This window comes from Bacillus cereus group sp. BfR-BA-01381 (genome assembly GCF_022663555.1).
Taxonomy (GTDB): Bacteria; Bacillota; Bacilli; order Bacillales; family Bacillaceae_G; genus Bacillus_A; species Bacillus_A pacificus.
Map to the genome: position 1 here is coordinate 1 of NZ_JAKUFR010000024.1, position 12422 is coordinate 12422.

The window sequence follows — 12422 nt, forward strand, 5'->3', positions numbered from 1 at the left end:
TGATTATGGATTTATTCAAAATCGTTGTACCTGGCTCAACATTCATTTATATCGCAGTTGTTTTAATTGTTCTATACTTAACAATTAAAGAAGTTCCAAAGCCGAACGAAAAAAATGCCTAAATAGGCATTTTTTTTTTGGACAAGCATATATTCCTAGCAAAGGAGTGAAGAATATGAAGAGATTAGGTATATTCTTATTCGTGCTTGTGCTTGGTTATATATTTTATTACGATATAAAAATCGGCACTTTACCGATGTTAAGTTCATATAAAAAGACAAATGCGGCCGAAACGATAAAACAAGAAAGTACAAATACAAAACAAAAGAAAGAAAACAAAGCGGAAAAAGAAACAGATGTCACTTATAAAACAATTGAAGTCAAAACAGGTGATACGGTTCTTTCCATTACAGAAGCGATCAATAAGAAGAAAATTCCTTCTATCGAAAAAGTAATTGATGATTTTAAACAATTAAATAAAAATACACCTGCTACAAAAATACAACTTGGAAAGTCTTATAAATTCCCGTTATATCAATAAGCAATCACTTAATCCTTGTCAATTACATAAAGGCGCTGATACAATAGTAAAAGTGAAACCGAGCACTTCGGTTTCTATAGCCCTGTATCACGTATACTATCATTGATATAAGGGACTAAATAAGAAACTTCTTTTATAAGGAGAGCGATCTATTCGTGAATGAAATGACTCATCGTACAAAAACACGTCCAGTTAAAGTCGGTAATTTAACAATTGGCGGTAATAATGAATTAATTATACAAAGTATGACAACAACAAAAACACATGATGTTGAAGCAACAGTTGCTGAAATTAAACGTTTAGAAGAAGCTGGCTGTCAAGTCGTGCGTGTTGCTGTTCCAGACGAACGCGCAGCAAATGCTATTGCTGATATTAAAAAACAAATCAACATTCCACTTGTTGCTGATATTCATTTTGATTATCGCCTTGCTTTAAAAGCAATTGAAGGCGGCATTGATAAAGTACGTATCAATCCAGGTAACATTGGTCGTCGCCATAAAGTAGAAGCTGTTGTAAATGCAGCAAAAGAACGTGGTATTCCAATCCGTATCGGTGTAAACGCAGGTTCATTAGAGCGTCACATTTTAGAAAAGTACGGATACCCAACTGCAGATGGTATGGTTGAGAGCGCCCTACATCACATTAAAATTTTAGAGGACTTAGATTTCCATGATATTATCGTATCTATGAAAGCCTCTGATGTTAACTTGGCAATTGAAGCATACGAAAAAGCTGCACGTGCTTTTGATTATCCACTACATTTAGGTATCACAGAATCTGGAACGTTATTTGCCGGAACTGTAAAAAGTGCCGCTGGTCTTGGAGCAATCTTAAGTAAAGGTATCGGAAATACACTACGTATTTCATTAAGTGCTGACCCAGTTGAAGAAGTAAAAGTTGCGCGTGAACTATTAAAGTCATTCGGCCTTGCATCTAATGCAGCAACACTTATTTCTTGTCCAACTTGCGGTCGTATTGAAATTGATTTAATTAGTATCGCTAACGAAGTGGAAGAATATATTTCTACACTACAAGTACCAATTAAAGTTGCAGTACTTGGCTGCGCTGTAAATGGTCCTGGTGAAGCTCGTGAAGCTGATATCGGTATTGCCGGCGCACGCGGAGAAGGACTATTATTCCGTAAAGGGCAAGTCGTTCGTAAAGTACCAGAAGAAATAATGGTAGAAGAACTGAAAAAAGAAATCGACGTAATTGCTGCTGAAATGGCTGCTGAACGAGAAAAAGAAAAAGAAACACAAGAACAATAAAAAGAAGGTTGCCCACTATATTTGTGAGCAACCTTCTTTTCTACGTAAAAAAGCTCGTCAGTTATAGAACTGACGAGCTTTTACTTTGCACATTTTGGACAACGGCCGTATATTTCAAACTTATGACCAGTTACTTCATAACCGTTAAAATCTTTATTCATAAAATCCATCGGGCAAGAAGTAATCTCTTTCGTCCCTCCGCAATCTAAACAAATGAAATGATGATGATGTTCCATAATAGAACATGTAAAACGAAAATGTTTTTCACCGTTTAATTCCGTTTGTTCTAAAACACCGATTTCAGCAAACACCGTTAAGTTACGATAAATCGTGTCAAAACTAAGACCTGGATAATCATCCTTCATATGCTCTAAAACGTCCTTCGCCGTTAAATAACGATTGTGAGCTGCAAATAACCTGAGCATTTCTTCCCTTTTCCCAGTATGTTTGTATCCTTTATCTTTCATTAGGCGTAAAGCTTCTGTTAGATTCATATCTATCCCTACTTTATGCAGTTTTTTTCTTTTTCCATAAAATCGCACCAATTAAAATAAGAACCGCTATCATAACAATTGTACCACCTGGTGCTAAATCAAGTTGATACGAAGCAAACATTCCACCAATTACTGCAATTTCACCAAATAAAATGGAGAAGAAAATTGTTTGTTTAAATCCATTCGCAATACGAATACTTGCTGCAACTGGTAACGTCATTAATGATGATACGAGAAGAACCCCTACTACACGCATTGATACCGCAATGACAAGCGCAACCAATATAATGAAAATAAAGTGAATCCACTTTGCACTCAAACCGGTTGATACAGCGTATTCCTCATCGAACGATAGTAAAAACAGCTCTTTGTATAATAAAGTAATCGTTACAATAACAACAATTGCTACAATGCCAATGATTATTAAATCCGTACTTGTTACAGCACTTACACTACCAAATAAATAACTAAATAAATCTGTGTTAAATCCATTTGCAAGTGAAATAAAAATAACGCCAATCCCCATTCCTGCTGAAAGAATAATTGGAATTGCTAATTCTTGATAATGTTTATATACAGTACGTAGTTTTTCAATAAGTAACGCCCCACCCATAGAAAAAATCATACCCATATATAACGGATTTAAAAATCCTCCTGTGAAAATTGTTTTTTCTAGTAATAAACTTGCAGCAATACCCGATAATGTCACGTGACTTAACGCATCTGCAATAAGCGACATACGACGAATGACAACAAATACACCGATAAGCGGCGCAACAAGTCCTATTAAAATCCCTGCATATAAAGAGTTACGTAAAAAGTCATATTGTAAAAAATCTTGTATCATTATATCCTCCCGTGATGCTCATGCTCGTGTTCTAAACGATGAACATGATGTCCATATAAGACGGACATTTCTGCATCTTCTAACTCTCGGAACTTTTCTACATTTCCATGGAAATGTAAATGTTGGTTTAAGCATGCAACATGTGTTACCTTCTCGGTAACAGCCCCCATATCATGCGTAACGAGAATTAATGTAATTCCTAGCCTTTTGTTTAAATCCTCTAATATCTCATAAAAACTTTCTACATTCTTCACATCGATTCCAACAGTGGGCTCGTCCAAAATAAGTAATTCAGGATCACTAACGAGCGCACGGGCAATAAATACGCGCTGTTGTTGTCCACCAGAAAGTTCTCCAATATTACGTCCTTGAAACTCACTCATTCCTACATCAGCAATCGCTTTTTCTACCTTTTTCTTATCGTTTTTCGTAAAAAAGCGGAACAACCCTTTTTTCGAAACGAGTCCCATTGACACAACTTCAAACACAGTTGCCGGAAAACCAGAATTAAAGCTATTTGCCTTTTGCGACACATAACCAACTTTGTTCCATTCTTTAAACTTCTTACTATCAACACCAAACAAACGAATGCTTCCCTGTTTTGGCTTTAAAACGCCTAATAAACATTTTAGCAAAGTTGATTTCCCTGAACCATTTGGCCCAACTAAACCTAAAAAAGCTCCCTTCGGAACTTGCAAATTTATATCTTCTAACACATTTCGATCTTCATATCGAAATGACAATCCTTCTATTTCTAATATATTGTTCATAGCATCTCACCTATTTTAATTCAGAATGATTCCGATTTATATCTATTTGAATTATAGTACAGCTTATTATAGTTGTAAACCAATCTGCCTAAAATATATCTACTTTTTCAAGAAACCTTACTATTATAACAAAAAGCAGAGAAAAATTCTCTGCTTTCAAAAGATATTATAATTAATTTTTTAGTGAATAGCTGATTTAAACTTACCACCATTTGTCTCTTGTGTACTCATAATCGTAACAAACGCATTCGCATCAATTTCATACACAATTGATTTTAACTTTGTCACTTCTAGACGTGTTACAACTGCATAAATCACTTCTTTTTCTTTATCCGTGTAACCGCCTTTCGCTACAAGCTTTGTAGTTCCACGACCAAGACGATGCAAAATCGCATTTGATACTTCCTCATATTGATCTGATACAATTAAAACAGCTTTCGTTTCATCTAAACCTTGAATGACTGTATCAATTGTTTTGAATGCAATGTAGTACGTCATAACAGAATACATCGCTTGTTCAACACCAAATACAAATGCTGCCCATGCAAAAATAAATAAGTTCACAAACATTACAAATTCGCCAACGGAGAAAGGTAATTTCTTCGTTAATAAAATACCCATAATTTCTGTTCCGTCCATTGATCCACCATGACGAATAACGAGCCCTACACCAAGACCTAAAATAAGACCACCAAACACTGTAGCTAAAATTGGCTCTGTTGTAAATGGCGGCACAGCATGTAACGTTGATTCAATAAACGCTAAAGCTACAATACCGAACGCCGAAGATAGCATGAACGTTTTTCCGATTTGCTTATAACCCGAATACATAAATGGGATATTGAGAATAACGACCAAAGTAGAAAAACTTAACCACCAAATGTTAGGAGTAAGATAATCTAATATAAGAGAAATACCAATAATTCCACCATCAATAATTTTATTTGGCATTAAAAACAATTCAATTGCTACCGCTGCGCATGCTGCCCCAAAAATAATCATAACTAAACGATAAATAAGATGGATAACACTTTCTTTTCGATGTTGCTTTTGCTCCATAAGTCCTCCCTATACTCTTTTTCTATAGTTTTGTCCTTATATTATAACATACGCTTCTTTTTCTCATGAAAAAAGAAACTCTATACGAATATGTACAAGCTACGTACTCATATATTTCGATAGAAGAACGTGTGAAGGAGGATACCTCGATGAACCTCATTAAACAACTTGTAAATAAAAAATTAAATCATATTTCTACAAAGGAATTATTGAAATATAGTAAAGAATATGACGTTCCAATTACGACTGCACAAGCTGATCAAATTGTTGGACTTATGAAAGGAAAGAATATTAACATTTACGATAATGACGAACGACTAGCGCTCTTAAAACAAATAGCTCAAGTAACCTCGCCCGCTACTGCCCAACAAGTAAATACTTTATTTCAGCAACTACTAAAATAAGGAGGGGATATTCCCCTCCTTATTGCGCTTTAATTTTTTCAAGAAGTCCTTCATCAAAAGTACCATTTTTCAGCATTTCGATTTCTAATTTATACGGTGGCTTCTTATCTTTTTTATCTTCACCTACATATGGCGTTTCCAGAATTTTTGGTACGTGCGTTAATTGCGGATGATGCACAATATGATGCAACGCTTTATAGCCGATATGACCGAAACCAATATTTTCATGACGGTCTTTTCCTGCGCCGCGTACATTTTTACTATCATTAATATGAAGTACTTGTAAACGATCGATACCAACAATCTTATCAAATTCGTTTAATACACCGTCAAAGTCATTTACAATGTCATATCCTGCATCGTGCGTATGGCATGTATCAAAGCATACTGATAGTTTTTCATTATATTTTACACCATCAATAATTTTTGCAATTTCTTCAAAGCTACGGCCGCATTCTGTTCCTTTTCCTGCCATCGTTTCTAACGCAATGTTCACCGTCTGATCTGGCGTTAATACTTCATTAAGTCCTTTAATAATTTGTTGAATACCAGCGTCTGCCCCTGCACCAACGTGCGCACCTGGGTGAAGAACGATTTGTTTTGCCACACCTAATGCTGATGTTCTCTCAATTTCCATCCGAAGGAAATCTACACCTAATTGGAATGTTTCTGGCTTCGTCGTATTTCCAACATTAATAATATATGGCGCATGTACGATAATCTCTTCGATACCGTTTTGTTCCATATGTTTTCTTCCTGCTTCTATGTTCAATTCTTCAATTGGTTTTCTTCTTGTATTTTGCGGTGCACCTGTATAAATCATAAACGTCGTTGCACCGTATGAAACAGCCTCTTCACTTGCTGCTAATAACATTTTCTTACCACTCATAGAAACATGAGATCCAATCTTTAACATACAATCACCTCTTCAATATACAATAGATATAATGATAGCATAATTTGTAGAAATATGTAGTGAATTGTTTGTTCACAAAAAACGCACTACACAAATTTATATGACTATTTAAACAGACTATACTCTTCATTTACATTATCTAGATGAAGCGAAACTTTAATCAATATTTTCTATCCATATTGATTACGGCTCTCACAAATAGCTGAATAAAAAAAGATAAGGGAAATCCCTTATCTTTTTTTATTGCTATATTTTCTCTTCACTTTGTCACGTTCAGTTGCAAGTTTACGTTTATAGTTTGGTTTTACTTTTTTCGGCTTTTTAATAACTTTCGTTGCCATAACGTCAAGTTCATCATTTGGTTTTTTACGGCTCTTACGACGACGGCGTTCACCTAAATCCGCCCACTCATCTCCGCGTAAATCTACATGTTTAAACTCAATATGACGTTGTTTTTCTAAACTATCTAGCGCTTCTTCGTTTGCTGGATCATAAATCGTCACTGCAATACCTGAATGCCCTGCACGTGCTGTTCTTCCAACGCGGTGAACGAAGAAATCTAAATCTGATGGAAGCTCATAGTTAATAACATGACTAATTCCTTCAATATCGATACCACGTGCCGCTAAATCAGTTGCAATAATATATTGGAATTCTAGGTCACGAATTTGTTTCATCATTTTTTTACGATCACGCGGTGATAAATCTCCGTGAATTCGTCCAACTTTTAAGCCGCGCTCCATTAATCCGTCAGCAACCTGATCCGCCATCTTCTTCGTATTCGTAAAAACAACTGCTAAATACGGTTTAAATTGTAGCAACATTTTATTCACTAAATCGATTTTGTTACGATGTTTAGACGGAACTAAATAATGTTCAATATTTCCAGCTGCAACTTGTTTTGGATTGATATGAATATGCTCTGGATTCTCCATATATTTCTTCAGAAACGGTTTTAGTTTTTGAGGAATTGTTGCAGAGAAAACTAGCATTTGCAAGTTTTTAGGCATGCGTGCTGCAATTTTATCTACATCATGAATGAATCCCATATCAAGCATTAAGTCTGCTTCATCGACAATAATCGTATTTGCTTTATGAACAAACAGTGCTTGTTCTTCTACTAAGTCTTTAATACGTCCTGGTGTTCCAACTACAATATGAGGTTGTTTTTTCAACTTTTCAATTGATCGTTGTTTATCAGTTCCACCAATTAAACAACGCGCTGTAATCATTTGATCTTCCGCACAGAACTTTGTTAATTTCACGATTTCTTCGTAAATTTGTTGTGCTAACTCACGAGTAGGCGCTGTAATAACAAGTTGTACTTCTTCACGACCTGGGTTAATTCTGTTCAATGTAGGAAGTAAGTATGCATGTGTTTTCCCAGAACCTGTTTGGGATTGTCCAATTACACTTACACCTTTTTTCACGACCGGGAAAATTTTCTGTTGAATTCCTGTCGGCTCTGTAAAGCGTAGTTCACGAACTGCATCTATTAAAAATGGTTTAAAATCATACTGTGTAAAAGTTTGTTGTGTCATAAGTTACACCTTCTTTCTAAATTTCTACTGCGCGCACAAATCAGTCAAGTCTACATTATATCGAAATCTACAAGTAAAATCCATCTTTAGTTTAGGTTTTTACTTCAAAAACTAACCTTCTTCCCACTTATTGCATATTGTATGTGTATATACCTAACTGAAGAAAGGAGGATTCCTCACATGTTTCCAAAATCCCCCATGAGGCAAATGTATCCGAATCCAGGGCAGCAACCTTATACCCCATATCCAATCCCACAACTACCACCAATGGCACAAAAAAAGAAAGGGTTTCTTGCTAAACTCTTTAAAAAACACGATCCAACCGAACCTTTCATGCAAATGGTTCCGCCTTATCGACAAATGGAAGGACCGCCGCCAATGATGCACCAGCAATCGCCACCCCAATATCGACAGCAATATCAACAGCAATATCAGCAACAATATCAGCAACAATACCCGCAGCAATATCAACAGCAACAGCAATATCAACCATACATGCAGCAGCATCCCGAGCAAATGATCCCTCCTCAAATGTATGAATCAAACGAAACGCGCGGCGGTGCAGCAACTCCAGCCGCATCAAGTAGCGGCATCGGTAGTTTTTTTTCGAATTTAATTTCGAATCCAACTAATATGATAAATAATATCGAAAAGGTATCACAAGTCGTTCAATCTGTAAGCCCTGTCGTCGAACAGTACGGTCCTATTATGCGTAACCTACCAACCATTGTTAAAATCCTCACCTCTGGAAAAAGTACGGAAGAAAATCCAACCGAAAATCAAACTGAAGATTTAACAGAAAAGGTTGAGGTAGCAACTCCACCTCCTCCACAAAAAAAAAGAAAAAGAAAAAAAATGGTGATTGAGCCAGTCATAGAAAAAGAAGTACGAGAGGAGCCTGTTCAAAAAATAGCAACAAAACCAAAACTATATGTGTAACAATCCTTTGTTTTCTATCCACTCCTCCTTTATAATGTAAAGGACTATGCACAAAAGTATCCCTTGTTTAGAAGGAGAGGATTACTCATATGAAAATTGTTAAAATTTCCCCTCGTGGTTATTGCTACGGTGTTGTGGACGCGATGGTTATTGCACGTAACGCCGCATTAGATACATCATTACCAAGACCTATTTATATTTTAGGTATGATTGTTCACAACAAACATGTAACAGATGCATTCGAAGAAGATGGCATCATTACATTAGATGGTCCAAGTCGATTAGACATTTTAGATAAAATCGATTCTGGTACTGTTATTTTCACTGCACACGGTGTTTCTCCAGAAGTTAAACAACGTGCAAAAGAAAAAGGTTTAACAACAATTGATGCCACTTGCCCAGATGTTACAAAAACACATGACCTTATTGAAGCAAAGAAAGCTGAAGGTTACCATGTCATTTATATCGGCAAAAAAAATCATCCAGAACCAGAAGGCGCAGTTGGTATCGCACCTGATATCGTTCATCTTATCGAAAGAGCCGATGATTTAAAAACATTAGAAATTCCAACCGATAAAATTTTAGTTACAAATCAAACAACGATGAGTCAATGGGATGTTCAACATTTAATGGAGGACATTCAGAAGAAATTCCCAACAGCAGAATTCCATAAGGAAATTTGTTTAGCAACTCAAGTTCGCCAAGAAGCGGTTGCCAAACAAGCTGATGTTGCAGACTTAACAATTGTTGTTGGTGATCCGAAAAGTAATAACTCAAACCGTTTAGCACAAGTATCACAAGAAATCGCTGGTACGAAAGCATACCGCGTTGCAGACGTAAGTGAAATCAAATTAGAATGGCTACAAGGTGTCGAGAACGTAGCTGTTACAGCAGGTGCTTCTACTCCAACACCAATTACAAAAGAGGTTATCGCTTTCTTAGAGCAATATGACCCAATGAATCCTGCTACATGGGAAAGGGTTCGAAAAGTACCATTACAAAAAATATTACCTCGTGTAAAAGTGAAAAAAGAACAATAATAAAAACCGTTGCCTATATGAGCAACGGTTTTTATTTTTCTTATACAAATGTAAATGGATCTGTATGTAACTGCGAAGCATGAATATGTACATTCAGTTTCTTTGCATCTGCTTTTTCTTGTAATTGCTTTTGTACACCTTGCTTCATTACCTTTTCAACGTTATGTCCTGGGTCGACGATATTTAAACCGAGCATCATCGCATCATGAGCCACGTGATAATACATGTCACCTGTTACATATACATCCGCACCTTTAAATTTAGCTTGATTGATGTATTTGTTACCATCGCCACCAAGTACAGCTACTTTGCGCACTTTATCATCTAATTTCCCAACAACTCGCGCACCCTTTACATCTAACGATTGCTTTACATGTTCCGCAAACTGTCCAAGTGTCATTTCTTCTTGTAAATACCCTATTTTTCCAAGCCCTAACGTTTCACCTTTGTTATCAAGTGGATACACATCATATGCTACTTCTTCATATGGATGTGCCGTTACCATTGCTTTAATCACTTTTCGCTGGAATGAAGCTGGAATAATCGTTTCGATTCGCACTTCTTCTACGCGTTCTAACTGCCCAGTTTCCCCGATATAAGGATTTGTTCCCTCTTGAGGCATAAACATGCCTGTACCCTCACTGCTAAACGTACAGTGGCTATAATTGCCGATATGACCAGCACCTGCATCTCCTAATGCTTTTCTTACTTCTTCTGCATGAGTTTCAGGCACAAACACTACGATTTTTTTCATTTCTTCTGCGTATGTCGGTGCCAAAACTTCTGTATTTTGCAATCCTAACGCCTCAGCAAGTAAATCATTTACCCCGCCCTTAGCAACATCCACATTTGTATGCGCTGCATAGATTGCAATATCATTTTTCATACACTTTTCAATAATTTTCCCATACGCCTTATCTGTATGAATCGCTTTTAGTGGGTTAAAAATTAAAGGGTGATGCGCAATAATGACATTCGCTCCTAATTGAATTGCTTCATCCACAACTTCTTCCGTTACATCTAACGCAATTAATACGTGCTGCACGGGTTTATTAAGCGCCCCAATTTGCAGGCCAATCTTATCTCCTTCCATCGCCAAATGCTTCGGATACATACTTTCAAATAACGAAATAATTTCATGGCCATTTGGAATTTTACTCATGATAAAACCTCCCCTATCATTTTCATTTTCGCTTCTACTTCCGCACGCTTCGCTTTTGTTTCTTCAGAATCAGCCGCACGTTCTAACTGCTTTAAAATATTTTGGAAGTTTTTTAATTCTCCTTCCCACTTTTCAACGAAAGCTTCACTTTTTTCTTTCATTAAAAATGGTCCCATAAATAATTCAGCCTGTTTATTTTCAGAGTAAGGAACCATGATATTTCCTCGCTCCCCTACTAAAATCTCGTAAATTTTCCCATCTTCTTTTACGATTTTTTCATGGATAAGCTCCCATCCATTCTCAATAAACCATTCACGAATGTGATGCGCTGCAATATTCGGCTGTAAAATTAAACGTGTTACACCTTCTAATTTTTCTTTACCACTTTCTAAAATATCACGAATTAACGCTCCGCCCATTCCGGCAACCGTAATTACATCTACTTCTCCTGGCGCGATAACAGCTAATCCATTCCCTTTACGCACATCTACTTTATCTTGTAAGCCACTTTCAGCTACAGTTGCCTGCGCAGAACGAAATGGTCCATCTACAACCTCTCCAGCAACTGCTTTAGTAGCAATATTATTTATAATTGTATAACACGGTAAATACGCATGATCCGATCCAATATCAGCAACTGTAGATCCTACTGGTATTTCACGCACAACCTCTTCTAATCGTTTCGAAAGTTTTACTTCATTCATGTATTTCCATTACTCCTTCTCTTGTCAGTCTGTCTCCATGATAATGAATTTATAGTAGTTGTTGCAAGCCCATAACAACAATTCACTTCTCTATCATTCATCGTATTTTAGAAAATATAGAAAAACAAGCCTTTTGCTTAAGCAAAAGGCTTGTCATACGGAACTTTATTTTTTCTTCGATAACCAATCAGCTACTTTAGCAGCTTGATCAGCTGGAACTATATTGGCAGGCATATTGCCTTTTCCTTTCGAAAGAATTTCTTTAATTTCATCCTTTGAAAGTTTCCCACCAATTTTTTGTAAATTAGGTCCTACCGCCCCTTGTAATTGATCACCGTGGCAGCTCGTACAGCTTTGCTTCACAATATCCTCTGGCTTGGATGCTGTTTGTGCTGGTTTCCCGCCATTTTTTGCATCAGCTAACTCTTTAGATTTATTTAGCCCCTGAAATGAAAATACAAACATAACGATAATACCCAATGCTGCAATAAGAGCGAACGGAATCAGCGGATTACGTTTCATATCTCTTCTCCCCCCTCTATACCCCTAAATAGTTAGATGATTCAGTCATTTCCATTGTACTTGAAAACGCTCTATCAGAAAAGAGTAAACTACTAATCGTTAAAAATATTCCATAAATTCAGTTTATTGTTTTTTATTGTTATATCGCTTATTATTTCGATAATTACTAACGTTTCTCATCATATTTTTCACTTTTCTACATATATTTTTGTATA

The 12422-nt window shown here is 36.4% G+C and carries 14 protein-coding genes and 1 pseudogene; 6 read left to right on the forward strand and 9 right to left on the reverse strand.

Annotated features, from left to right (window positions below):
* The 3 genes and pseudogenes from MR079_RS10600 to ispG all read left to right on the forward strand — a co-directional run.
* Nucleotides 1–122 (forward strand): annotated as a pseudogene (locus MR079_RS10600) (DUF1189 domain-containing protein); the annotation flags it as partial.
* A gap of 53 nt (nt 123–175) precedes the next feature.
* Entirely contained in the window at nt 176–541 is a 366-nt protein-coding gene (locus MR079_RS10605) for a hypothetical protein (RefSeq protein ID WP_000825406.1), read from the forward strand.
* Nucleotides 542–705: 164 nt separating this feature from the next.
* On the forward strand, nt 706–1809 hold the full coding sequence (gene ispG / locus MR079_RS10610; protein ID WP_011040674.1) for a flavodoxin-dependent (E)-4-hydroxy-3-methylbut-2-enyl-diphosphate synthase: 1104 nt from the start codon (nt 706–708) through the stop codon (nt 1807–1809).
* Between the two features lie 80 nt (nt 1810–1889).
* Here ispG and MR079_RS10615 read toward each other — a convergent pair whose 3' ends face one another.
* From MR079_RS10615 to MR079_RS10630, 4 genes are all read right to left on the reverse strand, one after another.
* Entirely contained in the window at nt 1890–2303 is a 414-nt protein-coding gene (locus MR079_RS10615) for a Fur family transcriptional regulator (RefSeq protein ID WP_001054512.1), read from the reverse strand.
* Between the two features lie 13 nt (nt 2304–2316).
* A complete protein-coding gene (locus MR079_RS10620; RefSeq protein ID WP_000613827.1) occupies nt 2317–3150 on the reverse strand; it encodes a metal ABC transporter permease in 834 nt (277 codons plus the stop codon).
* Nucleotides 3150–3920: a metal ABC transporter ATP-binding protein gene (locus tag MR079_RS10625; RefSeq protein WP_001059653.1), complete on the reverse strand. Its 771-nt coding sequence runs from the start codon at nt 3918–3920 to the stop codon at nt 3150–3152. Before MR079_RS10625 ends, MR079_RS10620 begins: the two co-directional genes overlap by 1 nt.
* A 180-nt stretch (nt 3921–4100) precedes the next feature.
* Nucleotides 4101–4979 (reverse strand): YitT family protein, encoded by an 879-nt coding sequence (locus tag MR079_RS10630; RefSeq protein ID WP_000435958.1) that lies wholly within the window; start codon nt 4977–4979, stop codon nt 4101–4103.
* Between the two features lie 149 nt (nt 4980–5128).
* On the opposite strand from MR079_RS10630, the gene MR079_RS10635 reads away from it, so the two are divergent.
* The gene (locus MR079_RS10635) at nt 5129–5383 is read left to right on the forward strand and encodes a DUF2624 domain-containing protein (protein WP_001048963.1); all 255 of its coding nucleotides are present in this window, start codon (nt 5129–5131) and stop codon (nt 5381–5383) included.
* 19 nt (nt 5384–5402) lie between these two features.
* On the opposite strand, the gene MR079_RS10640 is transcribed toward MR079_RS10635, so the two are convergent.
* Together MR079_RS10640 and MR079_RS10645 are read right to left on the reverse strand one after the other, a co-directional pair.
* A complete protein-coding gene (locus MR079_RS10640) occupies nt 5403–6299 on the reverse strand; it encodes a deoxyribonuclease IV (protein ID WP_000912466.1) in 897 nt (298 codons plus the stop codon).
* A gap of 230 nt (nt 6300–6529) precedes the next feature.
* Nucleotides 6530–7840 carry a DEAD/DEAH box helicase gene (locus MR079_RS10645; protein WP_242293983.1) on the reverse strand — a complete coding sequence of 437 codons (1311 nt, stop codon included), beginning with the start codon at nt 7838–7840 and terminating at the stop codon, nt 6530–6532.
* A gap of 180 nt (nt 7841–8020) precedes the next feature.
* Here MR079_RS10645 and MR079_RS10650 point away from each other — a divergent pair, with 180 nt between their 5' ends.
* Both MR079_RS10650 and MR079_RS10655 read left to right on the forward strand, forming a co-directional pair.
* Entirely contained in the window at nt 8021–8779 is a 759-nt protein-coding gene (locus MR079_RS10650) for a YqfQ family protein (RefSeq protein ID WP_242293984.1), read from the forward strand.
* 89 nt (nt 8780–8868) lie between these two features.
* Entirely contained in the window at nt 8869–9819 is a 951-nt protein-coding gene (locus tag MR079_RS10655; protein WP_000706669.1) for a 4-hydroxy-3-methylbut-2-enyl diphosphate reductase, read from the forward strand.
* A gap of 40 nt (nt 9820–9859) precedes the next feature.
* On the opposite strand, the gene MR079_RS10660 is transcribed toward MR079_RS10655, so the two are convergent.
* The 3 genes from MR079_RS10660 to cccA all read right to left on the reverse strand — a co-directional run bounded on the left by MR079_RS10660 (nt 9860) and on the right by cccA (nt 12207).
* Complete coding sequence (locus MR079_RS10660; RefSeq protein ID WP_139866637.1) at nt 9860–10981, reverse strand: Nif3-like dinuclear metal center hexameric protein; 1122 nt, start codon at nt 10979–10981, stop codon at nt 9860–9862.
* Nucleotides 10978–11685: a tRNA (adenine(22)-N(1))-methyltransferase gene (locus tag MR079_RS10665; RefSeq protein WP_139866635.1), complete on the reverse strand. Its 708-nt coding sequence runs from the start codon at nt 11683–11685 to the stop codon at nt 10978–10980. The genes MR079_RS10660 and MR079_RS10665 overlap by 4 nt, the downstream gene beginning before the upstream one ends.
* 165 nt (nt 11686–11850) lie before the next feature.
* Entirely contained in the window at nt 11851–12207 is a 357-nt protein-coding gene (cccA, locus tag MR079_RS10670) for a cytochrome c550 (protein ID WP_000828141.1), read from the reverse strand.
* Between the last annotated feature and the right edge of the window lie 215 nt (nt 12208–12422).

Bases quoted from the DNA above. Each gene is read 5' to 3' on its own strand.
- MR079_RS10605 (WP_000825406.1), top strand. From the start codon at position 176: ATGAAGAGATTAGGTATATTCTTATTCGTGCTTGTGCTTGGTTATATA.
- ispG (WP_011040674.1), top strand. From the start codon at position 706: ATGACTCATCGTACAAAAACACGTCCAGTTAAAGTCGGTAATTTAACA.
- MR079_RS10615 (WP_001054512.1), bottom strand. From the start codon at position 2,303: ATGAATCTAACAGAAGCTTTACGCCTAATGAAAGATAAAGGATACAAA.
- MR079_RS10620 (WP_000613827.1), bottom strand. From the start codon at position 3,150: ATGATACAAGATTTTTTACAATATGACTTTTTACGTAACTCTTTATAT.
- MR079_RS10625 (WP_001059653.1), bottom strand. From the start codon at position 3,920: ATGAACAATATATTAGAAATAGAAGGATTGTCATTTCGATATGAAGAT.
- MR079_RS10630 (WP_000435958.1), bottom strand. From the start codon at position 4,979: ATGGAGCAAAAGCAACATCGAAAAGAAAGTGTTATCCATCTTATTTAT.
- MR079_RS10635 (WP_001048963.1), top strand. From the start codon at position 5,129: ATGAACCTCATTAAACAACTTGTAAATAAAAAATTAAATCATATTTCT.
- MR079_RS10640 (WP_000912466.1), bottom strand. From the start codon at position 6,299: ATGTTAAAGATTGGATCTCATGTTTCTATGAGTGGTAAGAAAATGTTA.
- MR079_RS10645 (WP_242293983.1), bottom strand. From the start codon at position 7,840: ATGACACAACAAACTTTTACACAGTATGATTTTAAACCATTTTTAATA.
- MR079_RS10650 (WP_242293984.1), top strand. From the start codon at position 8,021: ATGTTTCCAAAATCCCCCATGAGGCAAATGTATCCGAATCCAGGGCAG.
- MR079_RS10655 (WP_000706669.1), top strand. From the start codon at position 8,869: ATGAAAATTGTTAAAATTTCCCCTCGTGGTTATTGCTACGGTGTTGTG.
- MR079_RS10660 (WP_139866637.1), bottom strand. From the start codon at position 10,981: ATGAGTAAAATTCCAAATGGCCATGAAATTATTTCGTTATTTGAAAGT.
- MR079_RS10665 (WP_139866635.1), bottom strand. From the start codon at position 11,685: ATGAATGAAGTAAAACTTTCGAAACGATTAGAAGAGGTTGTGCGTGAA.
- cccA (WP_000828141.1), bottom strand. From the start codon at position 12,207: ATGAAACGTAATCCGCTGATTCCGTTCGCTCTTATTGCAGCATTGGGT.